The organism is Streptomyces sp. NPDC057697 (assembly GCF_042799335.1).
Lineage (GTDB): Bacteria > Actinomycetota > Actinomycetes > Streptomycetales > Streptomycetaceae > Streptomyces.
This window is the reverse complement of the sequence record NZ_JBHVJA010000010.1, coordinates 202,943-228,150: the sequence shown is the minus strand read 5'-3', so window position 1 is coordinate 228,150 and position 25,208 is coordinate 202,943. Positions and strand designations below refer to the sequence as shown.

General features: G+C 71.9%; 22 protein-coding genes and 1 tRNA gene. 15 read left to right on the top strand and 8 right to left on the bottom strand.

Features of this window, described 5'->3' with window-relative positions; genetic code table 11:
- The first annotated feature begins 34 nt into the window (after positions 1 to 34).
- Positions 35 to 1,498, top strand: coding sequence for an MDR family MFS transporter (locus ACFVFH_RS25040; protein WP_383772497.1), 1,464 nt, complete (start codon positions 35 to 37; stop codon positions 1,496 to 1,498).
- A 121-nt stretch (positions 1,499 to 1,619) separates the two neighbouring features.
- On the opposite strand, the gene ACFVFH_RS25035 is transcribed toward ACFVFH_RS25040, so the two are convergent.
- A complete protein-coding gene (locus ACFVFH_RS25035) occupies positions 1,620 to 1,769 on the bottom strand; it encodes a hypothetical protein (RefSeq protein ID WP_383772495.1) in 150 nt (49 codons plus the stop codon).
- A gap of 194 nt (positions 1,770 to 1,963) precedes the next feature.
- A complete protein-coding gene (gene phoU / locus ACFVFH_RS25030; RefSeq protein WP_383772493.1) occupies positions 1,964 to 2,641 on the bottom strand; it encodes a phosphate signaling complex protein PhoU in 678 nt (225 codons plus the stop codon).
- Positions 2,642 to 2,839: 198 nt separating this feature from the next.
- Here phoU and ACFVFH_RS25025 point away from each other — a divergent pair, with 198 nt between their 5' ends.
- Both ACFVFH_RS25025 and ACFVFH_RS25020 read left to right on the top strand, forming a co-directional pair.
- Positions 2,840 to 4,114, top strand: coding sequence for a sensor histidine kinase (locus ACFVFH_RS25025; protein ID WP_383772491.1), 1,275 nt, complete (start codon positions 2,840 to 2,842; stop codon positions 4,112 to 4,114).
- Positions 4,111 to 4,791: a response regulator transcription factor gene (locus tag ACFVFH_RS25020; protein ID WP_093540271.1), complete on the top strand. Its 681-nt coding sequence runs from the start codon at positions 4,111 to 4,113 to the stop codon at positions 4,789 to 4,791. The genes ACFVFH_RS25025 and ACFVFH_RS25020 overlap by 4 nt, the downstream gene beginning before the upstream one ends.
- Positions 4,792 to 4,893: 102 nt before the next feature.
- On the opposite strand, the gene ACFVFH_RS25015 is transcribed toward ACFVFH_RS25020, so the two are convergent.
- Positions 4,894 to 5,541 carry a DUF461 domain-containing protein gene (locus ACFVFH_RS25015; RefSeq protein WP_383772489.1) on the bottom strand — a complete coding sequence of 216 codons (648 nt, stop codon included), beginning with the start codon at positions 5,539 to 5,541 and terminating at the stop codon, positions 4,894 to 4,896.
- A gap of 606 nt (positions 5,542 to 6,147) precedes the next feature.
- On the opposite strand from ACFVFH_RS25015, the gene ACFVFH_RS25010 reads away from it, so the two are divergent.
- From ACFVFH_RS25010 to ACFVFH_RS24960, 11 genes are all read left to right on the top strand, one after another.
- Positions 6,148 to 6,630, top strand: coding sequence for a CarD family transcriptional regulator (locus ACFVFH_RS25010; RefSeq protein ID WP_006380568.1), 483 nt, complete (start codon positions 6,148 to 6,150; stop codon positions 6,628 to 6,630).
- A 408-nt stretch (positions 6,631 to 7,038) separates the two neighbouring features.
- Positions 7,039 to 7,785: a 2-C-methyl-D-erythritol 4-phosphate cytidylyltransferase gene (ispD, locus tag ACFVFH_RS25005; RefSeq protein ID WP_383772487.1), complete on the top strand. Its 747-nt coding sequence runs from the start codon at positions 7,039 to 7,041 to the stop codon at positions 7,783 to 7,785.
- A complete protein-coding gene (gene ispF, locus ACFVFH_RS25000) occupies positions 7,775 to 8,278 on the top strand; it encodes a 2-C-methyl-D-erythritol 2,4-cyclodiphosphate synthase (protein ID WP_383772485.1) in 504 nt (167 codons plus the stop codon). Before ispD ends, ispF begins: the two co-directional genes overlap by 11 nt.
- 112 nt (positions 8,279 to 8,390) lie before the next feature.
- A complete protein-coding gene (locus tag ACFVFH_RS24995; RefSeq protein ID WP_383772483.1) occupies positions 8,391 to 8,975 on the top strand; it encodes a GNAT family N-acetyltransferase in 585 nt (194 codons plus the stop codon).
- Positions 8,976 to 9,006: 31 nt separating this feature from the next.
- Positions 9,007 to 10,524, top strand: coding sequence for an ABC transporter substrate-binding protein (locus ACFVFH_RS24990; RefSeq protein ID WP_383772481.1), 1,518 nt, complete (start codon positions 9,007 to 9,009; stop codon positions 10,522 to 10,524).
- Positions 10,525 to 10,528: 4 nt separating this feature from the next.
- A complete protein-coding gene (locus tag ACFVFH_RS24985; RefSeq protein WP_383772479.1) occupies positions 10,529 to 12,256 on the top strand; it encodes an ABC transporter permease subunit in 1,728 nt (575 codons plus the stop codon).
- Between the two features lie 361 nt (positions 12,257 to 12,617).
- Positions 12,618 to 13,907, top strand: coding sequence for an MFS transporter (locus ACFVFH_RS24980; protein WP_383772477.1), 1,290 nt, complete (start codon positions 12,618 to 12,620; stop codon positions 13,905 to 13,907).
- Complete coding sequence (locus ACFVFH_RS24975) at positions 13,904 to 14,311, top strand: PPOX class F420-dependent oxidoreductase (RefSeq protein WP_383772475.1); 408 nt, start codon at positions 13,904 to 13,906, stop codon at positions 14,309 to 14,311. The genes ACFVFH_RS24980 and ACFVFH_RS24975 overlap by 4 nt, the downstream gene beginning before the upstream one ends.
- A 79-nt stretch (positions 14,312 to 14,390) precedes the next feature.
- Complete coding sequence (cysS, locus tag ACFVFH_RS24970) at positions 14,391 to 15,794, top strand: cysteine--tRNA ligase (RefSeq protein ID WP_383772473.1); 1,404 nt, start codon at positions 14,391 to 14,393, stop codon at positions 15,792 to 15,794.
- Positions 15,795 to 15,877: 83 nt separating this feature from the next.
- Positions 15,878 to 16,834 (top strand): 23S rRNA (guanosine(2251)-2'-O)-methyltransferase RlmB, encoded by a 957-nt coding sequence (gene rlmB / locus ACFVFH_RS24965; RefSeq protein WP_383772471.1) that lies wholly within the window; start codon positions 15,878 to 15,880, stop codon positions 16,832 to 16,834.
- A gap of 116 nt (positions 16,835 to 16,950) precedes the next feature.
- Positions 16,951 to 18,567 (top strand): DoxX family membrane protein, encoded by a 1,617-nt coding sequence (locus ACFVFH_RS24960; RefSeq protein ID WP_383772469.1) that lies wholly within the window; start codon positions 16,951 to 16,953, stop codon positions 18,565 to 18,567.
- A 102-nt stretch (positions 18,568 to 18,669) separates the two neighbouring features.
- On the opposite strand, the gene ACFVFH_RS24955 is transcribed toward ACFVFH_RS24960, so the two are convergent.
- The 3 genes from ACFVFH_RS24955 to ACFVFH_RS24945 form a co-directional block, all read right to left on the bottom strand.
- Positions 18,670 to 19,380 (bottom strand): NDP-sugar synthase, encoded by a 711-nt coding sequence (locus tag ACFVFH_RS24955; protein WP_383772467.1) that lies wholly within the window; start codon positions 19,378 to 19,380, stop codon positions 18,670 to 18,672.
- 34 nt (positions 19,381 to 19,414) lie between these two features.
- Entirely contained in the window at positions 19,415 to 19,828 is a 414-nt protein-coding gene (locus ACFVFH_RS24950) for a hypothetical protein (protein ID WP_383772465.1), read from the bottom strand.
- Positions 19,829 to 20,247: 419 nt separating this feature from the next.
- A complete protein-coding gene (locus ACFVFH_RS24945; RefSeq protein ID WP_093540284.1) occupies positions 20,248 to 21,384 on the bottom strand; it encodes an ABC transporter ATP-binding protein in 1,137 nt (378 codons plus the stop codon).
- Between the two features lie 179 nt (positions 21,385 to 21,563).
- On the opposite strand from ACFVFH_RS24945, the gene ACFVFH_RS24940 reads away from it, so the two are divergent.
- Positions 21,564 to 21,637: transfer RNA gene (locus ACFVFH_RS24940), tRNA-Thr, on the top strand.
- Between the two features lie 328 nt (positions 21,638 to 21,965).
- On the opposite strand, the gene ACFVFH_RS24935 is transcribed toward ACFVFH_RS24940, so the two are convergent.
- Positions 21,966 to 22,367 (bottom strand): 6-pyruvoyl tetrahydropterin synthase family protein, encoded by a 402-nt coding sequence (locus tag ACFVFH_RS24935; protein WP_383772725.1) that lies wholly within the window; start codon positions 22,365 to 22,367, stop codon positions 21,966 to 21,968.
- A 69-nt stretch (positions 22,368 to 22,436) separates the two neighbouring features.
- On the bottom strand, positions 22,437 to 25,124 hold the full coding sequence (locus ACFVFH_RS24930; protein WP_383772464.1) for an ATP-binding protein: 2,688 nt from the start codon (positions 25,122 to 25,124) through the stop codon (positions 22,437 to 22,439).
- Positions 25,125 to 25,208: the final 84 nt, after the last annotated feature.

Genomic DNA, 25,208 nt, shown 5'->3' with positions numbered 1-25,208 from the left:
GTCTCCGTTCCACGCTTCCCCGGGGGGATTCCGTATGTCTGTCGCCGGTCTCAGACGGGCCGCACGGGAATCCGTGTCCGGTCTCCCCAGAGAGTTCTGGTGGCTGTGGACCAGCACGCTGGTCAACCGCCTCGGCGGATTCGTCGCCACGTTCATGGCGCTCTATCTGACGCTGGACCGGGGCTACTCGGCCTCGTACGCCGGTCTGGTCGCCGCGCTGCACGGCCTCGGCGGGGTCGTCTCCTCGCTCGGCGCGGGGGTGATGACCGACCGGCTCGGCCGCCGGCCCACCATGCTCATCGCACAGACCTCGACGGCCGCGTCCGTGGCCGTGCTCGGCTTCATGGTCCACCCGGTGGCGATCGCGGCGGTCGCCTTCGTCGTCGGCATGGCCAGCAACGCCTCGCGGCCGGCCGTCCAGGCGATGATGGCCGACATCGTCCGGCCCGAGGACCGGGTGCGGGCCTTCTCGCTCAACTACTGGGCCATCAACCTCGGCTTCGCGATCTCCTCGGCCGGTGCCGGGTTCGTCGCCGAGTACAGCTATCTCGCCGGGTTCCTCGGCGAGGCGGCGATGACGCTGTTCTGCGCCGTCGTCGTCTTCATGAAGGTGCCCGAGTCGCGGCCGGAGAGGCCGGAGAGGCCGGTGGTGTCCGGGCGCGCGGCCGCCGACGGTACGGACGAGGTCCGGCTCTCCACCGTGCTGCGCGACGGGCGGTTCATGAGCGTCGTCGGGCTCTCCTTCGTCATCGCCCTGATCTTCCAGCAGGGGTACGTGGGGCTGCCGGTGGCCATGGGGGCGGACGGGTTCTCCAGCTCCGACTTCGGCACGGCCGTCGCCGTCAACGGGGTGCTGATCGTGGTGCTCCAGATCCCCGTCACCCGCTTCATCCAGCACCGCGACCCGCGCCGGCTGCTCCTCGTGTCGTCGCTGCTGGCGGGGTACGGATTCGGGCTGACCGCGTTCGCCGGGTCGGTCGCGGTCTACGCGCTGACCATCTGCGTCTGGACGGTCGCCGAGATCGTCAACTCGCCGATCCAGAGCAGCCTGGTCGTCCGGCTGTCGCCCGTCCGGGGCCGGGGCCGGTACCAGGGCATGTACACGATGTCCTGGTCCGCGGCCGCGCTGATCGCGCCGCTGATGTCGGGCCTGGTGATCGACCGGTTCGGGGCGCAGTGGCTGTGGGGCGCGTGCGCCGTCCTGGGGACCGCGGCCGCGCTGGGGTACTGGCTGCTGATGCGCAACCTTCCGGGGGCGGTCGGCTCGGCGGCGTCCGAGGGCGGCCGGGTGGCGGAGAGCGGCGGGGGAGAGCCCGCTTCCGGGACCGCTCCCGGGGTCGCTTCCGGGGCCGTCTCCCAGCCCGTCCCCGGGGCCGGCGCCGAGCCCGCACCCGCTCCGGGGGCCGGTGCCGCTGCCGAGCCCGGGGCCGTTCCTGCCGTCGTGTCCGGGGCCGATGCCGGTCCCGGCGCCGGGACCGCTGTGGAGCGGGCGGTCTGAGGGGCGCGCGGCCGCACGGCGTCCGCACACGGTGGCGCCCGGCACGGCGTCCGCACACGGCGGCGCCCCGCGCGGAGGATCGTCTCCGCGCGGGGCGCACCGAGCATTCCGGCGCGGCCGGTCAGCCGCAGCAGCCACCGCACTGGCACGGGGCCCCGGACTGGCAGCCGCAGCCGCAGCCCGAGCCGCAGCCGCAGGCGCCGAGCAGGATCAGGCGCCCCACCTCGGCGGGCGCCTCCTGCTGGGGGTCGGTCGTGGGGGAATCGGCCATGGTTCCTCCTCAAGGCGTACGACAGAGCCGTACGCCACGGTGACGCGCGTACGACCGGGGCGTACGGACAAGGCGTGCCGCCCCACCCCATTGCATGCCCACCCCGGCGGGCGCATCAACGGCGCATGTGCGCAGAGACACATGTGCGACCCGATGCGCCCATGTGCGCCCGCGCGCCCCTCACCGGCGGGCGGCTACGCGCCCTCCACCGGAGTCTGCTGCTGGATCTCGTCGGCGTGCTCGCCCGTCACCAGGTAGACGACCCGCTTGGCGACCGACACCGCGTGGTCCGCGAAGCGCTCGTAGTACCGGCCGAGCAGGGTCACGTCGACGGCGGTCTCGATGCCGTGCTTCCAGCGGTCGTCCATCAGGTGCTGGAACAGCGTGCGGTGCAGCAAGTCCATCTCGTCGTCGTCCTGCTCCAGCTGGAGCGCCAGGTCGACGTCCTTGGTGATGATCACCTCGGCGGCCTTGGCCATCAGGCGCTGCGCCAGCTGCCCCATCTCCAGGATGGTGGCGTGCAGGTCGTGCGGGACCGCCGACTGCGGGAACCGCAGCCGGGTCAGCTTGGCGACGTGCTGGGCCAGGTCGCCCGAGCGCTCCAGGTCGGCGCTCATCCGCAGGGAGGTGACCACGATGCGCAGATCCGTCGCCACCGGCTGCTGACGCGCGAGCAGAGCGATGGCCCGCGCCTCCAGGTCGTGCTGAAGGTCGTCGACCTTCTGGTCCGCGGCGATCACGCTCTCCGCGAGCTTGAGATCGGCATCGAGCATGGACGTCGTCGCCCGGCCGATCGCCGACCCGACGAGACGGGCCATCTCGACCAGCCCCTCGCCGATCGAGTCGAGTTCCTCGTGGTACGCGTCACGCATGGAAGTCCCTCTCCAGTCCTCTGTGTAAGGCCGGGGCACGGTTCGAACCCCACGCTGCCACCCTGGGCGGCGTACGCGTCGGCTTCCGGCCGCCCAAGTGAACCAACCCTTGCTCCTCGGTGAACTCTGGGCGACGAGTGTTCGGATAGGCACTCGGATGGCTGGGAGACTCCTCCCGGACCCGCATAACCTTGACGTATGGACGTGAACGCGGCAGTCGCCGCAGCTGCGGCGATCGGCGGTGCGTGTACCGGCGTGATCGCCATGCTTGCGTTCCGCTGGAGCGAGCGCGACCAGAAGAAGCCGACGCGCACCTCCCTGCGGCCCGACAGCAACGCACCCCTGCCGCCCGGGGTGGACACGGTCCTGTCCGTGCTCAGCTCCTCGGCGGTCGTGCTCGACGAGAGCGACAGCGTGGTCAAGGCCAGCTCCGCCGCCTACGCCCTGGGACTGGTCAGGGGCGGACGGCTCGCCGTCGAGGCGATGCTGAACATGGCCAGGGACACCCGCCGGGACGGCGAGATACGCCAGGTCGAGCTGGACCTCCCCCGGCGCGGCACCGGCCGGGGCGAGGCCCTCGCGGTCTCCGCCCGGGTCGCCCCGCTCGGTTCCCGGCTGGTGCTCCTGCTGGTCGAGGACCTCACCGAGGCCCGCCGGATAGAGGCGGTGCGGCGTGACTTCGTCGCCAACGTCAGCCATGAGCTCAAGACCCCGGTCGGCGCGCTCTCGCTGCTCTCCGAGGCGGTGATGGACGCGTCCGACGACCCCGAGGCGGTGGAACGCTTCGCGGGCCGGATGCAGATAGAGGCGACCCGGCTGACCAACCTCGTACAGGAGATCATCGACCTCTCCCGGGTGCAGAACGACGACCCGCTGGAGGACGCCGAGCCGGTCCGGGTGGACGAGCTGGTGGCCGAGGCCATCGACCGCTGCCGCCAGCAGGCCGGCTCGAAGCAGATCACCATGGCCGCGGGCGGCACGGCGGAGCTCCGTATCTGGGGCAACCGCGGCCAGCTCGCCGCGGCGCTCGGCAATCTCGTCGAGAACGCCGTCAACTACAGCCCCGCCCGCACCCGAGTGGGCATCGCCGCCAGGCGACTGTCCGTGCCCGGCGGGGACCAGATCGAGATAGCGGTGACCGACCAGGGCATCGGCATCTCGGAGAAGGACCGCGAGCGGGTCTTCGAACGCTTCTACCGCGTCGACCCGGCCCGCTCACGGGCCACCGGTGGCACCGGCCTCGGCCTCGCCATCGTCAAGCACGTGGCCGCCTCGCACGGCGGGGAGGTCAGCGTCTGGAGCTCGGAGGGCCAGGGCTCCACCTTCACCCTGCGGCTGCCCGAAGCGGGCTCCGTACGGGACCGCGACCGCAGCTCGGGCGGACCGCCCGTCGTCAACGGCGACGAGGGCCCCGATGGATCCGCTCACCCCGACACCCTTGAACCATTCCCTGCCCCGGAGGTCCTTCCGTGACCCGAGTGCTCGTCGTCGAGGATGAGGAATCCTTCAGCGACGCCCTGTCCTACATGCTCCGCAAGGAGGGCTTCGAGGTCGCCATCGCGGCCACGGGCCCGGACGGGCTTGACGAGTTCGAGCGCAACGGCGCCGACCTCGTGCTGCTCGACCTGATGCTGCCGGGCCTGCCCGGCACGGAGGTCTGCCGTCAGCTGCGCAGCAAGTCCAATGTCCCCGTGATCATGGTCACGGCGAAGGACAGCGAGATCGACAAGGTCGTCGGCCTGGAAATAGGAGCCGACGACTACGTGACCAAGCCGTTCTCCTCGCGGGAGCTGGTCGCCCGCATCCGCGCGGTGCTGCGCCGCCGCGGCGAGCCGGAGGAGGTCACGCCGGCCGCCCTGGAGGCGGGCCCGGTCCGGATGGACGTGGACCGGCACGTCGTCACCGTCGCCGGTGGCAAGGTCGACCTCCCGCTCAAGGAGTTCGACCTGCTGGAGATGCTGCTGCGCAACGCGGGCCGGGTGCTGACCCGCATGCAGCTGATCGACCGGGTGTGGGGCGCGGACTACGTCGGCGACACCAAGACCCTGGACGTCCACGTCAAGCGGCTGCGCGCCAAGATCGAGCCCGACCCGGGCGCCCCCCGCTTCCTGGTGACGGTGCGGGGCCTGGGGTACAAGTTCGAGCCGTAGACCGCCAGGTACGCCGACGGCGGAGGGCGCTTCCCTTTCGGGAGGCGCCCTCCGCCGTCGGCGTGTCCGCGTGCTGCTGTCCGCCCGCGGCCGGCGGGTGCGTCAGCCGGTCTGCGTCGAGGCGGACGCGTCGTCGCCCGGGGTGGTGTCGCCGGAGGCGGTGTCGCCCGGCGCCCCGCCGGTGGAGGCCGTCTCGCTCGGGGAGGCGCCCGGCGTCTTCTTCGGCGCCACCGGCAGCGTGCTCGGGCCGAAGCCTGTGAAGTAGCTCCTCGCCGGTACGACGAACGCGCCGAGCGGGATCTCACCGGTCGAGCTGAACTTGAAGACGACGGGCTGGACGTTGCCCGCCCGAGCGGCCTCGCTGCTGTTCCCGATCACGGCGGAGGCGTTGCCCTTGCCGCCGAGGACGACCCGGCCGCCGGCCGGGACCACGACCGGTCCGGCGCCCTTGGCGGCGTGCAGCTGCACCGAGGCGCTCGAACCCGGCAGCGTCACGGCTTCCAGGGTCTGCGGCTTCGTGCCGCTGTTGAACAGCGTCGCGGAGACGACGGCCGGGCCCTCGGCGGAGTGCTCGGGCTGGGTGATGACGTTCGCGTTCTGGACGCTGATGTCACCGACGGTGGTGGCGGCGGTGTCCGGCCTGACCTTGAGCGTCGCTGCGTCATTGCCCGCACCGCACGCGGTGAGCGAGGCGATCGAGAACACGATGGCGGTGGCGGCGAGGGCGCCGTGTCGAAGGCTGCGGCTCACGGCGGCGGCAACTCCTTGAACGTGTCGGACTGCGGACGGATGGGGGCGACGTAAAGCCGCCCTAAGGGTGTGTCAGCGGCCTTAGGCTACCGAGCCGCCCCGCCCGCCCCGCACCCGACCCGCCCCTTGGGCATCTCGTTTGGATCGGGCCCGCCCTCCGGACGGGCAAAGGCATGCGGGTCCGCACGGGCCGAAACGGGTCGACACATGCCGTTCACATATCGCGGGTGATCAATTCATCGGGCCTGGCGCATTCCATGCGTATAAGCGCTCGCGCGGAGTTGTTGATCAATTTCATTGATCTGCGGCACTTACCTCCGTACGGATGATCGATCTCCGAACGGAGTACGGAAAGTTCGGCATCCAGAATCCGGCAAAACGGGACGTTCGACCCCTCCGGAGGGTGGTCCGGTTGTGTGTGACGTGTGTGTTTCGCCCAGCCCGCAGAACGGCTCCGACCTGCGAATACCGTCCCCCGCGAGCCTTCCGCAGCACGTGCGTGTTGCTGTTGTCAAGCCCCGAGATATGCCCTGACCTGCGAAAACGCCATTCAGGAGAAGCAGTTCTCGTGTTACTCTTGATAGCCACGGAAGGGGTACCTGTCACATGACGTTCAAGGTTGGCGACACCGTGGTCTATCCCCATCACGGGGCCGCGCTGATCGAGGCTATCGAAACTCGCCAGATCAAAGGCGTGGACAAGACCTACTTGGTGCTCAAGGTCGCCCAGGGCGACTTGACGGTTCGTGTGCCGGCGGACAATGCGGAGTTCGTGGGTGTGCGCGACGTGGTCGGGCAGGAGGGGCTGGACCGGGTCTTCGAGGTGCTTCGCGCACCGTACGCCGAAGAGCCGACGAACTGGTCCCGGCGCTACAAGGCAAATCTCGAGAAGCTCGCCTCCGGCGATGTCATCAAGGTCGCCGAAGTGGTTCGCGACCTGTGGCGTCGTGAGCGCGAGCGAGGACTCTCCGCAGGTGAGAAGCGCATGCTCGCCAAGGCTCGCCAGATCCTGGTGAGCGAGCTCGCTCTCGCGGAGAACACGAACGAAGACAAGGCCGAGGCTCTGCTCGACGAGGTTCTCGCGTCCTGAACCGGTTCGCGCCGGTCGTCATCAATGTGCCGCAGTGCCCGTTGACAGCCGTATTCACGGTGGGTCGTCGGGCGCTGCGGCATGTCTGTTTCACAGAGGGTGGTCGGGCGCCGCGGCATGTCTGTATGCCGCGGCATGCCTGTATCAGGCTGCGGCCTGTCTCGATTTCCACGCAGCCTGTCCGAAATGCGTCCCGACGCACCGATGCGTTGGCTTCATCGGTGATACCCCCGATACGTTGCTCGCGATCTTGTGCAGCCGACCCCGAGCGGCCGGTACGGCTTGTCCGACGTCGACCGGGTGTCACGGAAAGGGCCCGGTCGATTCGGGGCGTGGCGCCCGGCTCGCTTGTGGCCATACCCATGTCGGCCGTGGAAACAAACATGCCGAAGCTTCGGAGTGCAATCGATGTCTGATCAATCGCGCCCGCACCGCACCGCCGCCGTGATTCCGGCGGCCGGCCGCGGTGTACGGCTCGGTCCGGGCGCCCCCAAGGCGCTCCGCGCCCTGGGTGGGACGCCCATGCTCATCCATGCGGTCCGGGCCATGGCGGCGTCCCGTTCCGTCGGCCTGGTGGTCGTCGTCGCGCCGCCGGACGGCGCCCCCGAGGTGAAGAACCTGCTCGACGAGCACGCCCTTCCGGAGCGTACGGACTACCTCGTCGTGCCCGGCGGCGACACCCGCCAGGAGTCGGTGCGGCTCGGTCTCGACGCGCTGCCCGAGGACGTCTCCGTCGTCCTCGTCCATGACGCGGCCCGCCCGCTGGTGCCGGTCGACACCGTGGACGCCGTGATCGAGGCGGTACGGGACGGGGCGCCCGCCGTGGTCCCCGCGCTGCCGCTCGCGGACACCGTCAAGGAGGTCGAGCCCGGTGCGCCGGGGGAGCCGGAGCCGGTGCTCGGGACGCCCGCGCGGGCCAGGCTGCGCGCGGTGCAGACCCCGCAGGGCTTCGACCGCGAGACGCTCGTGCGCGCCCATGGCGCCGTCGCCGTGGACGGCGAGGGCGCGACGGACGACGCGGGCATGGTGGAGCAGCTCGGGGCGCCGGTGGTGGTCGTCCCGGGGCACGAAGAGGCGTTCAAGGTGACCCGGCCGCTGGATCTGGTGCTGGCCGAGGCGGTACTCGCGCGCAGGAGGGCCAACGATGGCTTCTGAGGAACGGACCGGACCGGTGGTCCCGCAGGTCGGGATCGGCACCGACATCCACGCCTTCGAGGAGGGCCGCGAGCTGTGGTGCGCGGGGCTGCTGTGGGAGGGCGAGGGGCCCGGCCTGGCCGGGCACTCGGACGCCGATGTCGTCGCGCACGCCGCGTGCAACGCGCTCTTCTCGGCCGCCGGGCTCGGTGACCTCGGGCAGCACTTCGGCACCGGGCGGCCCGAGTGGTCCGGCGCCGCCGGGGTGACCTTGCTGGCCGAGGCGGCGCGGATCGTGCGGGCCGAGGGCTTCGGGATTGGCAATGTCGCCGTCCAGGTCGTCGGCGTACGGCCGAAGATCGGCAAGCGGCGCGAGGAGGCGCAGAAGGTGCTTTCGGCCGCCGTGGGGGCGCCCGTCTCGCTCTCCGCCGCCACCTCCGACGGGCTCGGCTTCACCGGGCGCGGCGAGGGCATCGCCGGGATCGCGACCGCGCTGGTCTACCGCACCGGCTGACCCGGCACGGCCCTGACCTGCCGTTACTCCAGGGCCACGGCCTTGTTGCACATCGCTTGCACGTACGCTGGTGCGGCAAGCGATGTGTCGTACGAGGACGGTGGGCCCGCCCATGAGCACGATGACCCCGGCCGCGGTGGTGGCCGGAGGCGACCGGTACGTACTGCGCACCGCCACCCCCGCCGACCTCGGCGGTGCGCGGGCCGTGATGCTCGACACCGTCTACCGCGACCTGAAGTCCGGCTACGTACCGCGCTGGCACGCCGACATCATCGATCCCGACGCCGCCTATCTGCGCCCGGAGCGCTGCACCCTGCTGGTCGTCGAGTGCGACGGGGAGATCGTGGCCACCGGCGCGGTGCGCGACCGCGGGCCCCAGGCGCCGCCCAACCCGCAGTGGGTCGCGGACCGCTTCCCGTCCGGCACCACCGCCCAGCTCTGCCGGATCTACGTCGCCCCCGGGCACCGCAGGAACGGCCTGGCCCGGCGGCTGGTGCGCGAGCTGTGCGACTTCGTCGCGGCGGCCGGCGGGTACGAGTCGATCTACCTGCACACGGACCCGGCCGTGCCCGGTGCCGAGCCGTTCTGGCGGTCGCTGGCCGACGAGGTGTGCGACGAGCGCACATCGGCGGACGGCGGCCAGGGCATCGTCCACTTCGCGCTGCCGATGCCGGCGCCCGCCACCCCCGCCCATTAGATGACAATCGTTTTCATATAAGGTCGCTGTCATGTCCCTCCCCCGACGCCGTCGCCCCGTGCCGCCCCTGGCGCTCTGCGCGACCGCACTCCTGGTCCCGCTCGCCACCGCCTGCTCCTTTGGCGGTACGGGCGATTCCGCGGACGGGCAACGGCTCCGGGTCGTCATGGCCTTCCCGCCCGCCCAGGCCATGTCCCCCTACGGCGACGACGCCGTCACCCTCAGCCGCCTCGCCGTGATCGAGGGCCTCACCACCCTCGACGGGAACGGTGCGGCCAAGCCCGCGCTCGCCACCTCCTGGAAGCGCGACGACGACCGCACCTGGACCTTCACCCTGCGCGACGCCACCTTCCAGGACGGCGCGAAGCTCACCTCCGCCGACGCCGTGCGCTCGCTGCGCGCCGCCGAGACCGCCTCGCCCAAGCCGCGCGTCCTCAGCGACACCCGCCTCACCGCCACGGCGCCGGACGCGCGGACCGTACGGATATCCACCGCCGCCCCCGACCCGCTGCTTCCCCAGCGCCTGGCCAACCCGTCCCTCACCATCCTCTCGGAGGGCGCGTACAAGGGCGGCCGGGTGAACCCCGCCGGGCACGCCACCGGACCCTTCACCCTGAGCCGGGTCGACGGCGCCGTCAGCGCCACCCTCCGGCGCAACGACACCTACTGGGGCGCCAAGGCCAAGGCCCCCGGCGTCGACGTGAAGTTCGTCGCCGACGGCACCGCCCGCGCCAACGCGCTGCGCACCGGCTCCGTCGACGTCGCCGAGTACGTACCGATCTCGCAGGCCTCCCTCCTCGGCGAGAAGCTCGTCCACGCCTTCCCCTCCGCCCGCACCAACGGCCTCTCCCTCAACACCCGGCACGGGGTCTTCGCCGACCCCGCGATGCGCGCCGCCGCCCGCGAGGCCATCGACTCCGGCGCCCTGGTCAAGGGTGTCTACGAAGGCCGCGCCGACACCGCGAAGGGCCTCCTCGGCCCCGGCGTCCCCTGGGCCGCCGCCGACCGCACCGCCCCCACGGGCCGGGCGAAGGCGGCCGGCAAGGCCGAGGTGGCGAAGACGAAGCAGATCGTCCTCGCCACGTACACCAACCGGCCCGAGCTGCCCGAGGTCGCCACCGTCGTCCAGCAGCAGCTCACCGCGCGCGGATTCACCGTCAAGCAGGTCGTCCGCGACTACGCCCAGCTGGAGGCCGACGCGCTGGCCGGGAAGTTCGACGCGTTCATCCAGGCCCGCAACACCCTCCTGGACACCGCCGACCCGGTCTCCTACCTCGCGTCCGACTTCACCTGCGACGGCAGCTTCAACATCTCCCAGCTCTGCGACAAGCGCGTCGACTCCGCCGTGGACAAGGCCGCCGGACTCGCCGGCACCGAAGAGCGCCACCGCGCCGAGATGGCCGCCGAGGCCGACATCCTCGGCACCGACGCCCTCGTACCGCTGCTCCACGAACGCTTCGTCCAGGGCTACGACGACAGCCGCGTCCACGGCGTCTCGCTCGACCCGATGGAACGCACCCTGATCACCGCCGACACCCGCGTCGGGTGACCGCGTGAAGCACCTGGCGGGGCGGCTCGGCACGCTCCTCGCGGTCGTCGCCGTCATCGGGCTGCTGCCCCGGCTGACCCGGACCGACCCGGCGCTCACGATCCTGCACGCCCGGTACGCCGACCGGCCGCCCACCCCGGAGACCCTCGACGCGATCCGCGCCGAGACCGGGCTCGACGGCGGGGCCGTCCACGTCCTCGGCGGCTGGCTCGGCGGCCTCCTCCACGGCGACCTCGGCACCTCCTGGGTCTCCGGACAGCCCGTCGCCCCCGACGTGACGGCCGCGCTCGGCGTCTCGCTGACCCTGATGGGCGCCTCGCTCGCCGTCGCCCTGCTGCTGGCCGCCGCGCTCTGCGCGGGCACGCTCCGGCGCGGGGCCCGGCGGCGGATCGTCCGCGCACGGGCCGGAACGGGCGCCGCCGTCCTCGCCGCACTGCCGGAGTTCCTGCTCGCCGCCGTCCTGGCCACCGTCGTCGCCGTGCAGCTCGGCTGGCTCCCCGCGCTCGGCTGGGGCGCGCCCGAGCAGCTGGTACTGCCCGCACTCGCCATGGGCGTCCCGGCGGGCGCACTGCTCGGCCGGCTGCTGGACGACGCGCTGCCCGCCGCGTTCGCCGAACCCTGGGCGCGGGCCGCCGCCGCGGGCGGACTGCCCGGCCGCCGCATCGCACGGCACGCGCTGCGCCGCACCCTGCCCGGACTGCTGCCCCAGCTCGGCCTGGTCGTCGTCGGCCTCACCGGCGGCGCCGTCGCCGTCGAGACGCTGTACGCCATCCCCGGCCTCGGCGGTACGGCGCTGGCCGCGGCCCTCGCCCAGGACCTCCCGGTCCTCCAGGCCTGCGTCCTGCTCCTGCTGCTCCTGGGCTCGATCGCGGGCGCCGCGGCCCGCCTCGCCGCCCGCACCCTGCTCGGGCCCGCCCTGCGCGACGGGGCCCTCCCGGCGCTGGTCCCCCCGGCCCTGCCCGCCCGGCGGCTGCTCACCACCGGCGCGGTGGCGCTCGCCGTGCTCCTCGCCGCCACGACCCTCGCCGGGCTGCTGCGCGACCCGCTGCACGTCGACGCCGTGGCCCGCCTCGCCGGACCGTCCGCCGCACACCCCCTGGGCACCGACTCCCTCGGCCGCGACGTGCTGGCCCGGCTCGGCCACGGAGCGGCCCGTACGGTCCTGACCGCGCTCGCCGTCTGTGCCGTGACGCTCCTGCTCGGCCTGCTCCTCGGAGCGGTACGGGCCGGGGCGCTCACCGAGAGCGCCAACGCCCTGCCGGCCGTCCTCGGCGGCCTGGTCGTCGCGGGTGTCGCGGGCCCCGGCCCCTGGGGCGCCGCCGTCGCCGTCGCGGCCCTCGCCTGGGCGCCGCTCGCCGCCCACACCTCGGCCCTGTACGCACAGGAACGGGCCGCCCCGCACCTCGCGGCCGCCCGCGCGGCGGGCGCCGGACGGCTGCACCTGGCCCGGCGCCACCTGCTGCCCGCCGTGGTGCCCCCGGTGCTGCGCCACGCGGTCCTGCGCGTCCCGGCCGTCGCCCTGGCCCTCGCCTCCCTCGGCTTCCTCGGCCTGGGCACCCGCCCCCCGGCACCGGAGTGGGGCCGGATGCTGTCCGAGAACATGCCGTACGCGGAACGGGCCCCCTGGTCCGTCCTCGCCCCCGCCGCCGCGCTCGCCGCCCTGGGCGCGCTGGCCGTCCTCGCCGCGGCGGCGGTACGGGGGCGGGCCCGCACCAGGACAAGCACGGCATGAACGGACCTGCCAGAACGGCCTCGAACGGGCATACCGGGACGCAATCGCACACCGGGACGGAACCACGCACCAGAACGGAACCACGCACCGGGACGGAGCCACGCACCAGAACGGAATCACACACCGGGACGGGCTCCTTCGGGCATGGCCCCGGGCACGGCCCCGGGCACGGGGGCCCCACCACCCCCGTACGCCCGAGGACGCACGACGGCCCGGTCCGGGGCCGTGCAGGGGAGTCCCCGCAGGACGACGAACGGATACCCGGGTCCTCCCGCGTACCCGCGGAACGTTCGTCGTTCGAGGAGACGCCCCGGAGGGGCCCCGGACCACCCCGCCCGAAACCCGGCGACGGAGTGACCCCATGACCCCCGCCCCCGCCCTCCTGGCCGCGACCAGGACCACGCCCTACCTCCGCCTCCTCACCGCCACCCAGTTCGCCTTCAACACCGGCTTCTACGCCGTACTGCCCTACCTCGCCACCCACCTCGGCACCGGCCTCGGCATGGCCGGGTGGCTCGTCGGGCTCGTCCTCGGCCTGCGTACGTTCAGCCAGCAGGGGCTCTTCGTCGTCGGCGGCGCCCTCACCGACCGGTACGGGCCCCGGCCCGTCGTCCTGGCCGGCTGCGCCCTGCGGATCGCCGGATTCGGCTGGCTGGCCTTCGCCGGTTCCACCGCGACCGTCGTCGCGGCGGTGGTCCTCATCGGGTTCGCCGCCGCGCTGTTCTCGCCCGCCGTGGAGTCCGAGACCGCCCGCGAGTCCGTCCGGTACGAGCGGGACACCGGAACGCCGCGCGCCCAGGTGCTCGCCGGATTCTCCGCCGCCGGGCAGGCCGGGGCCTTCATCGGCCCGCTGCTCGGTTCGCTGCTCCTGCTGCTCGGCGGCGGATTCCGGGCGGCCTGCCTCGCCGGTGCCCTGGTCTTCGTCGGAGTCCTCGCCGGACACGCCCGGCTGATGCCGCGCCGGGCGCCCGTCACCCGGACGGCCGAGTCGCGCGGCTTTGTCCGCGAGGTGTTCGGCAACCGGCCCTTCCTCGTCCTCTGCCTCGCGTACAGCGCCTATCTGATCGCCTACAACCAGCTCTACCTCGCGCTGCCCGCCGAGGTGGAGCGGGCCACCGGCACGCAGACCGCACTCGGCTGGCTGTTCGCGCTCTCCTCGCTCCTGGTCGTCCTCGCCCAGCTGCCCCTGACCCGCTGGGCCGCCCACCGCCTCGCCCCGCGCACCGCGCTCGTCGCCGGGCTGGGGACCGTCGCGGCGGGGTTCGCCGCCGTGCCGCTCACCCCCGGCGGCCCCGCCGGACTGCTGCCCGGCGCCACGCTCGTCGTGCTGCTCACCCTCGGCCAGATGCTGCTGGTCCCGGCCGCGCGGGGACTCGTACCGGAACTCGTCGACGACCGGCGGCTCGGGCTGGCCACCGGGGCGCTCTCGTCCGTCTCCGGGCTCGCCGTGCTCGCGGGCAGCGCCGCCACCGGGGCGCTGCTCCAGGTGCCCGGCCCGGTCCGGTGGGCGGTGCTCGCCGCCGTGCCGTTCGCGGGCGCCGCGCTCGCGCTGCGCCTTCCGGCGGGCGCGGACGGGAAGCGGGAGCGGCGAGAAGAGGTTGGGGTAGAGGTGGAGGCACCACCGATCCCGCCAGGAGGACGTACGTCATGACCGCCGCACTCCCCGCCGAGCTCAAAGCGCTTCTCGACACCCCCGTCTTCGTCACCGTCGTCACCATCCAGCCCGACGGCAGCCCCCAGGCATCCCCGGTCTGGGCCAAGCGCGACGGCGACGACCTGCTGATCTCGACGTCGGTGGGCACCCGCAAGGAACGGAACCTGAGCCGCGACCCGCGGGTCTCCGTCGTCGTGCAGCCCTTCGACGCCCCGTACACCTACGCCGAGATCCGCGGCACCACCACCCTGTCCACCGAGGGCGCCGACGCGCTCGTGGACGAGCTGTCCGTGAAGTACACCGGCAAGAAGTTCGCGGAGTTCAACCCCGCGGCCGCCGCCGACGGCGGCGAGCGGGTGATCGTCCGGATCACCCCGCGCAAGGTCGTCGGACGCGTCTGAGACCTCCCGCGCCGCGAACTCGCCCCGCGATCCGCCAAGGGGTCGCGGGGCACTGGTGCGCGCCCACTACCCTTGAGGCGTGACTATTCGCCTGTACGACACCAGCGCCCGGCAGATCCGTGACTTCGTACCGCTCACAGCGGGCTGTGTCTCGATCTACCTCTGTGGCGCGACCGTCCAGGCCGCCCCGCACATCGGGCACATCCGGTCCGGGCTGAACTTCGACATCATGCGCCGCTGGTTCGCGTACCGCGGCTACGACGTCACGTTCATCCGCAACGTCACCGACATCGACGACAAGATCATCACGAAGTCCGCCGAGCAGGGCCGCCCCTGGTGGGCCATCGGGTACGAGAACGAGCGGGCGTTCAACGCCGGCTACGACGCGCTCGGCTGCCTCCCGGTCACCTACGAGCCCCGGGCCACCGGCCACGTCCCCGAGATGATCGAGATGATGCGCGGGCTGATCGAGCGCGGTCACGCCTACGCCGCCGACGGCAACGTCTACTTCGACGTGCGCTCGTTCCCCGGCTATCTGGAGCTCTCCAACCAGGACCTGGACGATCTGCGCCAGCCCTCCGGCGACGGCGAGACCGGCAAGCGCGACCAGCGCGACTTCGCGATGTGGAAGGCGACCAAGCCGGGCGAGCCCAGCTGGGAGACCCCCTGGGGCCGCGGCCGCCCCGGCTGGCACCTGGAGTGCTCCGCCATGGCGCACAAGTACCTCGGCACCGCCTTCGACATCCACGGCGGCGGCATCGACCTGATCTTCCCGCACCACGAGAACGAGATCGCCCAGGCCAAGGCGTACGGCGACGAGTTCGCGAAGTACTGGGTGCACAACGGCTGGGTCACCATGTCCGGCGAGAAGATGTCGAAGTCGCTGGGCAACTCCGTGCTGGTCAGCGAGATGGTCAAGACCTGGCGCCCGATCGTGCTGCGCTACTACCTCGGCACCCCGCACTACCGGTCGATGATCGAGTACAGCGAGGACGCCCTGCGCGAGGCCGAGTCCGCGTTCGCGCGGATCGAGGGCTTCGTCCAGCGCGTCACCGAGAAGGCGGGCGAGACGGTCGAGCCCGCCGCCGAGGTGCCGCCCGCCTTCGCCGAGGCGATGGACGACGACCTGGGCGTCCCGCAGGCGCTCGCGATCGTCCACACCACGGTCCGCCAGGGCAACTCCGCGCTGGCCGCCGACGACAAGGAGGCGGCGGTCGCCCGGCTCGCGGAGGTCCGCGCGATGCTCGGCGTCCTCGGCCTCGACCCGCTCGACGAGCACTGGGCGGGCGAGAGCGACCGCGGCGACGATCTGCACGGCGTCGTCGACACCCTCGTACGCCTCGTCCTCGACCAGCGCCAGTCGGCCCGCGAGCGCAAGGACTGGGCCGCCGCCGACGCCATCCGCGACCAGCTCAACCAGTCCGGACTCGTCATCGAGGACAGCCCCACCGGACCGCGGTGGACACTCGGCCCGCGCCAGTAGTCCCCACCGTGTGCCGCCCGGCGTTCCGGGCGGCACACTTCACTTACGTACGCATGTCTGAGAAGCAACGAAACAGGTAGGTCATGGCCGGGAACAGCCAGCGCAGGAACCGCCGCACGTCCAACAAGAAGGGCGCGCAGGTCGGCAGCGGTGGCCAGCGACGCCGTGGCCTCGAAGGAAAGGGCCCGACGCCGCCCGCCTCCGCCCGCAAGGGACACAAGAAGAACCGGCTCGCCAACGCCCAGGCCAAGCAGGCCGCGGCCCGCCGCCCCGCCCCCCGGCGCGGCGGAGTCAAGGGCACGTCCGAGATGGTCGTCGGCCGCAACCCGGTCTACGAGGCCCTGCGCGACGGCGTCCCCGCGACGACCCTGTACGTCCAGCAGTACATCGACAACGACGAGCGGGTCCGCGAGGCGCTCCAGCTCGCCGGCGCGCGCGGCAACATCAACCTGATGGAGGCCCCGCGCCCCGAGCTGGACCGGATGACCAACGGCCTGAACCACCAGGGCCTCGTCCTCCAGGTCCCGCCGTACGAGTACGCGCACCCCGAGGACCTCACCGCCGCCGCGTACGACAACGGCGAGGACCCCCTCATCGTCGCCCTCGACGGCGTCACCGACCCGCGCAACCTCGGCGCGATCGTCCGCTCCGTCTCCGCGTTCGGCGGCCACGGCGTGGTCGTGCCCGAGCGGCGCGCGGCCGGGATGACGGCGGGCGCCTGGAAGTCCTCGGCCGGCACGGCGGCCCGTACGCCGGTCTCCCGGGTCACCAACCTGACCCGCGCCCTGGAGGGCTACCAGAAGGCCGGTCTCACGGTCGTCGGCCTCGCCGCCGACGGCGAGCACACCGTCGAGGACCTGCCGGAGCTCGCGGGCCCCGTCGTCATCGTCATCGGCAGCGAGGGCAAGGGCCTCGGCCGCCTCGTCGGCGAGACCTGCGACTACCGGGTCCGCATCTCGATGCCGGGCGGCGCGGAGTCCCTGAACGCGGGCGTCGCGGCCGGGATCGTCCTGTACGAGGTCGCCCGGCGCCGGGCCTGAGGTCCACCCGGCCGGGGGGCGGCCGACCGGCGGCGCCCCCGGCCGGACACCATTGACGGGCCTCGGACACATCGGGCCCGTCAAGGCAGTGTCCTAACCACACATCACTCGGTTAGATGAGTGTGGACACCAGAACGCCTCGGTTCGACGAACAACCCGCCCTGAGCATGGCCAAGGTGGACTGCGACCCTGCGCAGGTCATCGTCAACCACGCCAGCTTCCGGGTGCAGCTCGCCCCCGGCCAGCGCCCGCGGCTGCGCGGTCTGGCCCCCGCCGGCGCGCCCAGGATTCCCGCCATGAGCGGTGCAGGAGCGGCCCGCGGCAGGCGCTCGCCCGTCGTGTGGAGCGGCAGGTCGGCCCCCGGCGACCCCGGAGCCACCGGGCTCCTCCAGGCCGTGCGGAACTCCACCGCGGGCCCCCCGGCCGCCGGGTACGACTCCTACGACCCCTACGCGGCCCCGGAGCTCGGCGGCGGGCACGGCACGGGCAGCACCCAGCTCATCGACCTCCTCGAAGAGACCCAGCCCAACCCCGTCATCAGCGCCCCCCACCAGCCGGGCCGCTACGGCAACGGGCCGCTGCTGCCGCCCATGCGCCGGGGAGACGGCGCCTACGACCCCGCGGACAGCGGGCCGTACCCCCGGGAGGAGTACGACGAGGACGGGTTCGACGAGGAGACCGAGGACCGCGGGCGCCAGAACAGCGACACCCTGCGCCATGCGTACTACCCCGGCCGCCGGATGAACCTCGGCGTGGTGCTGCTGCCCCTGCGCGTCTTCCTCGGCTTCATCTCCATCTACGCGGGCATGGGCAAGCTCTGCGACCCCGTCTTCTTCGACGGCGGCGAGCGCGGCTCCATGGTCAAGTGGCTGACCTCGCTGCACCCCTGGGCGCTGGCCGAGCCACTGCGCGACTTCGCGCTCTCCCACCCGGTCGGCGCCGGACTCAGCGTCGCCTTCCTCCAGGTCGTCGTCGGCGTGCTCACCGTCCTCGGCCTCTGGCAGCGGGTCGCCGCCTCGGTCGGCGCACTGCTCTCCGCCGCCCTGCTGGTCACCGTGAGCTGGCGCAGCGTCGCCGCCTACGACGCGCCCGACATCATCTACCTCGCCGCCTGGAGCCCGCTGATCATCGCGGGCGCTCCGGTCTACTCCCTCGACGGACGGCTCGCCGGTGAGGCCTGGCGCAGGCTCGGCCCGCGCTCGGCCATCTGGGACCTGCGCCGCCGGGTGCTGCGCCGGGGCGCCGTCGTCGCCGCCGTCGTCGTCGGTCTGACCCTGCTCGTGGGCTCGGTGCTCGGCGGCGCGGTGCGCTCCTCCGAGGTCGTCACCGTGCCCGGCCCGAACGGCGACCCGACCAACCAGCTCCCCGGCTCCCCGCTCCCGGAGGAGTCCCGCGGCGGCCGGGCCTCGCAGACGCCGGAGGGCCACCGCCCCGCGCCGTCCCGCAGCAGCGTCGCCACGACGCCCTCCACCGCACCGTCCACGCCGGCCGCGGGCACCGTCCGCGAGTCCGGCCAGGCGGCCGGTGCCGGACAGCCCAGCCAGACCCAGGGCACCGGCCAGCAGGTCCCGCAGCAGACGGCACCGCAGCAGCCCCCGTCCAGCAGCTCGGGCCCGTCGTCCTCCGGCACCACCGGCACGGGCGGCGGCTCCACCGGCGGCTCGGACGGCGACGACTCCACGGGCGGCACCTCCGGCGGCGGGCAGAACCCCATCGGCGGCCTGCTCGGCTAGCGCGTACACGCCCGAGGCCGCCGGGCGGCCTCCGGCCGACGACGCGGGGGCGGCCACCGGATCCGTACCGGTGGCCGCCCCCGCGTCATGTGTGGGGTCCCGCTACTGTCCGTCGAGTTCCTTGGCGGCCTCGGTGAGGTCCTTCGCGGTGTCGATGGCCCGCCAGTACGCGCCGTGCGGGAGCGGGTAACCGGCCAGCCTGCGCTCGCGCGCCAGCCGGGGGAACGTGGTGCGCTCGTGGTCGCCCCGGTCCGGCAGCAGCGTCGTGAAGGCCGGGGAGAAGACGTACACACCGGCGTTGATCAGATACGGCGACGGCGGCGACTCGATGAAGTCGGTGATGTGCCCGAACGCGTCCGTCTCCACGGCACCCCAGGGGATGCGGGGACGGGCCAGGGCCAGGGTGGCGGTCGCATCGCGTTCGGCGTGGAACGCGGCCATCTCGCGCAGGGAGAAGCGCGTCCAGATGTCGCCGTTGGTGGCGTACCAGGGCTGCTCGGGATCGGGCAGCCGGGTGGCGGCGTACTTCAGCCCGCCGCCGCGGCCCAGCGGCTCGGACTCCACGACGGTCGTCACGCGCAGCGGCAGCACCGCGGAGTCCAGCCATTCCTGGAGCACCTCGGCGAGATGACCGCACGACACCACGGCGTCGGTCACGCCTTCGGCGGCCAGCCAGGAAAGCTGATGGCCGATGATCGGAGTCCCGGTGCCCGGGATCTCGACCATCGGCTTGGGGCGGTCGTCGGTGTACGGCCGCAGCCGCGATCCCTGGCCACCCGCCAGGACCACGGCCTGCGTCGGATACGTATGCATACCGGGCACGATATGCGGTGCCCGGAACGGCCGGTCAGCTGAACCGGGCGACGCCCGAGGCGAAGGAGGTGTCGCAGACGGGGCGCGAGAACCGGTGGGCGTGCGTGGGCCCGTACTTCTCGACGGCCGCGCGGCCCAGGGCCCTGGCGATCGACATGCAGTGCCGGGCGAGCGAGGGGCGCCCCTCGACGGAGCGCTGGAGGTCGGTCAGCGCCACGGCCGGGTCCTTCTCCTGGAGCTCCACGAGCAGCCGGTCGCGGAGGGCGTCCTGCGGGGTGCGGGTCTTGGCCCGCTTCGAGATGTCGTGGGCCGAGGCGGTCAGTACCTGCGGCTCGGAGTTGTGCGCTGCCCACGGCACGCTGGTGACGGCGAGGGTCCCGGAGAGGACCATCACGACGGGCAGGACGAAGGCGAGGGATCGGCCGATGCGGCGCGCAGTGTGGGTCACGCAGCGAGCGTAGCGGGCGGTAATGATACGGCGACACTTCGTCACCCTTGAGGGGGATGGTTCGAGGATGCTTTTCGAATCGGGCGTTGACGTGCGGTGCCGACAGGCGTCGAAATGACCGGTGTGCCAGGGGAATCCGCCCCGGTGCGGTCTGCCGCGGTCCTGGGCGCGGCCTCGCGGTGCGCGCTTCGGCACGGGCTCGCGGAGGCGGCCTGCCGGGGGTCCAGCCCGCAGCGGTCCGGACCCCAGCAGGCCGGGCCGCCCGGCCGTGGCGCCGGGCCCGGCTTCAGGCCGGGCCTTCGGCGCCGCGCTCTTGGCCGCGTCGCTTCCGGCCGGGTCGCCTTCGGCGCCGCGCCTTCGAGCGCGCGAACGGCCCCGCACGCGGAACGTGCGGGGCCGTGGTGGTGCGTGTGCGGGCGTCAGTCGGTGAGACGGGCACCCGTGGAGGTCGAGAAGACGTGCAGCTCGTCCGGGCGCGGCACGACGTGCAGCTTGGTGCCCTTCTCCGGGACGGCGCGGCCGCCGACGCGGACGACCAGGTCCTTGTCCTCGCCGCCGACCCGCGCGGAGCCGTAGACGAAGCCGTCGGCGCCGAGCTCCTCGACGACGTTGACCGAGACGGCCAGACCGGCCGGGGCGTCGGCGCTGTCCTTCGAGAGGGACTTCGCGGCGGCGCCGCCGTGCTCGACGATGTCGAAGTGCTCCGGGCGGATGCCGACCGTGACGGTGGTGTCGCCCTTGTCCGCGGCGGCGGAGAGCGCCTCGCGGGAGACCGGGACGACGCTGTTGCCGAACTTCACGCCACCGTCGGTGATCGGGACCTCGATCAGGTTCATGGCCGGGGAGCCGATGAAGCCGGCCACGAAGAGGTTCGCGGGCTTGTCGTACATGTTGCGCGGCGAGTCGACCTGCTGGAGCAGACCGTCCTTGAGGACCGCGACCCGGTCGCCCATGGTGAGGGCCTCGACCTGGTCGTGGGTGACGTACACGGTCGTGATGCCGAGACGGCGCTGGAGCGAGGCGATCTGCGTACGGGTGGAGACACGGAGCTTGGCGTCGAGGTTCGACAGCGGCTCGTCCATGAGGAAGACCTGCGGCTCACGCACGATGGCACGGCCCATCGCGACACGCTGACGCTGACCACCGGAGAGCGCCTTCGGCTTGCGGTCCAGGTACTCGGTGAGGTCCAGCATCTTGGCGGCCTCTTCGACCTTCGCCCGGATCTCGGTCTTGTTGACCCCGGCGATCTTGAGCGCGAAGCCCATGTTGTCCGCGACGGTCATGTGCGGGTACAGCGCGTAGTTCTGGAACACCATGGCGATGTCCCGGTCCTTCGGGGGCAGGTGCGTGACGTCGCGGTCACCGATGCGGATCGCGCCGCCGTTGACGTCCTCAAGACCCGCGAGCATGCGCAGGGAGGTCGACTTGCCACAACCGGAAGGACCGACGAGGACGAGGAACTCACCGTCCGCGATGTCGATCTCAAGCTGGTCCACGGCCGGCTTCGTGGAGCCGGGGTAGACGCGGGACGCCTTGTCGAACGTGACACTGGCCATGCTGGATCTTCTCCTCCACCGGCAGGAACGTGCCGGACGATCCGAGTGCGGGAGTGGTCTGGTCCACTTGCGTGAACCTTCAGCGACGCTACCTGGCCATTTCGAATCTGTCAGTAGTTCGAAGGCCACGAAATTCCGGGACCGCGCAGGGTGCGGCGTTGGTTACACTGCTTCGGCATGCCTCCTTAGCTCAGTTGGCCAGAGCAACGCACTTGTAATGCGTAGGTCGTCGGTTCGAATCCGACAGGGGGCTCGGCGTGGACCCCAGGTCACGTAGCCCGTGACCTGGGGTTTTTCCCATTCCGTGACCTTGATTCTTTCGGCGCGTCAGCCTGGATGCCCCGCTGGGCGCCTTCCGGTGGCCGACCGGTGGCCTGCTGTCTGCGGCGCGCACCTCGGTCACGACCGGCTCCGCCCGGCGCCATCGCGGTGATGGCGGTAGTCGGGGTGGACCGACTTGTGGACGCCACCCAGTGGGACGGACTCAGGCCGATGGCCCGCAGCCGACCGGCGGGAACGGGCTGCTTCGGCAGCTGACCAGGTGGCTGTAGCAGCCGCATGGCGAGAGGCGCCCAGGGGCACTAGCGACCGGTCTGCTCGTGGGCCCGGGAATCCCGGGGCGGCTCTCGGAAGATCGCCCAGGTCTTCGGGGTCTCGGAGATCCACACTGCCGCCAACTCGGGGTACTTCTCCGACCATTGGCTGTAGATCCACAAGGCCATGTTCTCGGCCGAAGGCGAGATGCCCTTCATGGCGTCGTTGAGGTGGCGGTGGTCGAGGGTGTCGTCGAGCCACCTCTTGAATGTGTCGAGATCGCCGTAGTCACGGACGAATCCGGCTTCGGTGAGGTCTTCGGGGCGGGCCGACAACTCCATCATGACGATGTAGTTGTGGCCGTGCATGCGGGCGCACTTGTGCCAGGACGGCAGTTTGTCGAGGACGTGACTGGCGGAGAAGTGGAATTCCTTGGTGATGGTCAGCATCCCGGCCACACCGAACCCCAGGTGTCCGAGCGGCTTTCCGTTCTCAAGAGGCATGTAAGGCATGGCGGGCTATTCATCCTCCAGTTCACCGTGGACGACGGCTCGGTTGAGCGAGACTGCCTCAAGGAAGGAGCGGCGCAGGCTGGGTTCGTCGAGGCTGTCGGCCTTCTGCGCCACCTTGCTGCGGGCCTGTTGCAGTATGTGCTGGGCCTCGTCCTGGGCGCCGGTGGCATGCAGGGTGCGGGCCGCGTGGTAGAGGACTTCCTCGCTGCGCAGCGCGGGCATGTCGCCGGTCCGGGCCAAGAGCTGTACGGCCTCACGGGCGTAGTGTGAGGCCGAGGCCGTCTCGCCCTGCTTGAACCGGACCCGCCCGCACAAGGACAGTGCGGCGATCTCGCTACGAACCATGCCGGTACGCCGTGTTTCCACGATGGTGTCCGTGGCGAGACGATGGGCGGCTTCCAGCTGCTCGGTGGAGTCGATGGTGGTCTCCAGCAGCACTTGGGCGTAGAGGTTGCGCACGATCGGTACGAGGTTGATCAGCCAGGTGCGCTCGGTCTCCAGCCAGGCGTCCTCGGCCAGGGTCAGGCTCTCCCCGCGGCGTCGCGGATCCCGGGCGAGCAGCAGGGCGAGCAGCGCGGTGTTGTAGGCGTGCCAGCCGCTGTCCCCACCCCGGGCCGCCTCGTGGTCACGGGCCTCGTTCAGTACCTGCTCGGCCTGTTCATATTGACCGAGCCCTGTCCGGACCTGCGCCAAGTAGTTCAGTGCTATGGGGAGTTCGGCCTTGAGTGGTTCGTCGCGCAGTCGGTCGGTGCAGCGGAGCAGCCGGGTCAGGGCGTGCCCGAGCCGCCCGTGGTCGAAGAGCGTGATGCCCAACTGCATCTCGTTGAGGTTGCGGGCGTGTTGGAGCACCGGATCATGGCCGCCGCCGAGCCGCGGCTCGGCGGCGTACAGCTCCTCCGCCTCCCGCAGCTGCTCCAGCCCGTCCTCCAGTTTCCGCTTGGAGGCTTGGCGCCCGTATTCGACCTTGGCGACGAACAAGGCGACCGGGTCGTTCTGCGCCTCCGCGATCTCGACCGCGTCACGCAGCTTGTCCAAGCCGGGCACCAGCCCCTGTGTGGCCATGAGTGTCTTGCCACGCAGCAGCGTCGTACGGGAGACGAGCTCGGGGTCGCCGACACGGGAGGCCGCCCGCTCGGCCTCGGCGGCGAGCGTGTCGATGTGCGGCCCACCGCTGGAGTCGTGCTGGCCACGCCAGCGCACCTCGGTGAGGGACAGCAGTAGCTCGATCGACTGGACGAGTCGACGGTCCCGCCCGGTCCCGTCCTGAGGGAGGGCACGTGCCGCCTGTATGGCCTTCTCGCAGTGCCGTTCGGCCTCCGCGAAGGACAGTCCGTCGATGGCCGCTGAACGTGCCAGGGCATAGTGGGCCGCGGCCGAGTCGGCCAGACACTCCGGTCCGCCCGCCTCCAGATGGCGGGCGATCTCCAGACGCCGTTCCAGGGAAGCCGACGACCCGTTGTCTCCGGAGGCGAGCGAGCGGGCGATCCGTGCGTGCCGGGACCGGGTCTGCTGGGTGCTCTGCTGGTCGTACAGCACCTTCCACAGGGCCTGGTGCTGGAAGGTGTAGCAGTCCGACGGGTCATGTCGGGCCCAGGCGGGCGGTTCTGCCACGGGGGTGATCAGTCGCTGGGAGCGGGCGATCCGCCGCAGCCGTTCCATGACCTCGTCGTGAGCGGCGCCGACGGCGTCGGCCACGGTACGGGACAGGAACGTCGAACCCTGGGTGGCAGCCGTGACCAGCAGTGTCTGGTCCTCCGGGGAGAGCCGTCGCATCCGGTCTTCCACGACCCGCGACAGACTCTCCGGCAACGGAACACGCTCTCCGTCCCCAGGGCGCCACTCGTCGAGGCAGAGCTGTACGAAGATGGGGTGCCCGGCAGTCAGCCGGCTCAGGCTGTCCGGAAGTGTGGAAGGCGCGGTCGGGTGGCGGAACTCGACGAGCTCCGCCACGGCCTCGTCCGGAAGCCCGCTCAGCGAGTGCGACCGGATGAGCGTCTCGCTCTCCCATCGCCTCAGCAGCTGCTCCACGCTGTCGGACGCGCTGTCGTGGGTCTCGCCGATGGCATGGCTGAGCACCAGGCTGATCGGAGAGGAGGGCAGCACCCGCAGCAGGCGGTCCAGAACGAGCAGGCTGCTGGGGTCGATGTTCTGGACATCGTCGATGGCCAGGACCGTGGGCGGGCCCGAACTCGCGAGTTTCAGCAGGGCGTCGACGATCTGTGCGGCGACACCCTGCTGGAACGGCAACAGCGAGTCGAACGGCATGGAGCCGGAAGTGAGCGCTGCCTCGGTCACCTCCCGCCCGATCGTCAGAACGGTGCCGAGCCCGGGGACGAGCGCGGAGAGCAATTCCGGCAAGGAACGCGCGGCGCTCCGGCCGGTCGCACCCAACACGCGTCGCAGGAAGCCGGGCTGCTGCGACTGCGCGTCGAGCTGCATCAGGATGTCGATGACCGGCCCGTACATCAGCCCGGGGCCGATACCGGGGTGGCATCGCGTGGTGACCACGCGGCACGCCCCTGTCATGCCGTCAGCCCGACCGGTGCGCCGGACGAACTCGCCGAGCAGTGACGTCTTCCCCATTCCGGAGACGCCCTCCACCAGCAGAGCGCCGCCGCGTCCCCGGCTGAGGGACTGCAACATGGAGCGGAGCTCTTCCATGGGTTCGACACGGTCGACAAACACGTTCTGCACGCCAGTCCCCGTACGTTCTCTCGCCCTCGCGGCCAGTTGGCAACGCTTGTCACTCGTTGCGCTGAGTCGTCCACAGTAGAACAC

Excerpts from the sequence above, each read along its gene's own strand:
- ACFVFH_RS25040 (WP_383772497.1), top strand. The coding sequence starts at position 35 with ATGTCTGTCGCCGGTCTCAGACGGGCCGCACGGGAATCCGTGTCCGGT.
- ACFVFH_RS25035 (WP_383772495.1), bottom strand. The coding sequence starts at position 1,769 with ATGGCCGATTCCCCCACGACCGACCCCCAGCAGGAGGCGCCCGCCGAG.
- phoU (WP_383772493.1), bottom strand. The coding sequence starts at position 2,641 with ATGCGTGACGCGTACCACGAGGAACTCGACTCGATCGGCGAGGGGCTG.
- ACFVFH_RS25025 (WP_383772491.1), top strand. The coding sequence starts at position 2,840 with ATGGACGTGAACGCGGCAGTCGCCGCAGCTGCGGCGATCGGCGGTGCG.
- ACFVFH_RS25010 (WP_006380568.1), top strand. The coding sequence starts at position 6,148 with ATGACGTTCAAGGTTGGCGACACCGTGGTCTATCCCCATCACGGGGCC.
- ispD (WP_383772487.1), top strand. The coding sequence starts at position 7,039 with ATGTCTGATCAATCGCGCCCGCACCGCACCGCCGCCGTGATTCCGGCG.
- ispF (WP_383772485.1), top strand. The coding sequence starts at position 7,775 with ATGGCTTCTGAGGAACGGACCGGACCGGTGGTCCCGCAGGTCGGGATC.
- ACFVFH_RS24995 (WP_383772483.1), top strand. The coding sequence starts at position 8,391 with ATGAGCACGATGACCCCGGCCGCGGTGGTGGCCGGAGGCGACCGGTAC.
- ACFVFH_RS24990 (WP_383772481.1), top strand. The coding sequence starts at position 9,007 with ATGTCCCTCCCCCGACGCCGTCGCCCCGTGCCGCCCCTGGCGCTCTGC.
- ACFVFH_RS24980 (WP_383772477.1), top strand. The coding sequence starts at position 12,618 with ATGACCCCCGCCCCCGCCCTCCTGGCCGCGACCAGGACCACGCCCTAC.
- ACFVFH_RS24975 (WP_383772475.1), top strand. The coding sequence starts at position 13,904 with ATGACCGCCGCACTCCCCGCCGAGCTCAAAGCGCTTCTCGACACCCCC.
- rlmB (WP_383772471.1), top strand. The coding sequence starts at position 15,878 with ATGGCCGGGAACAGCCAGCGCAGGAACCGCCGCACGTCCAACAAGAAG.
- ACFVFH_RS24960 (WP_383772469.1), top strand. The coding sequence starts at position 16,951 with ATGAGTGTGGACACCAGAACGCCTCGGTTCGACGAACAACCCGCCCTG.
- ACFVFH_RS24955 (WP_383772467.1), bottom strand. The coding sequence starts at position 19,380 with ATGCATACGTATCCGACGCAGGCCGTGGTCCTGGCGGGTGGCCAGGGA.
- ACFVFH_RS24945 (WP_093540284.1), bottom strand. The coding sequence starts at position 21,384 with ATGGCCAGTGTCACGTTCGACAAGGCGTCCCGCGTCTACCCCGGCTCC.
- ACFVFH_RS24935 (WP_383772725.1), bottom strand. The coding sequence starts at position 22,367 with ATGCTGACCATCACCAAGGAATTCCACTTCTCCGCCAGTCACGTCCTC.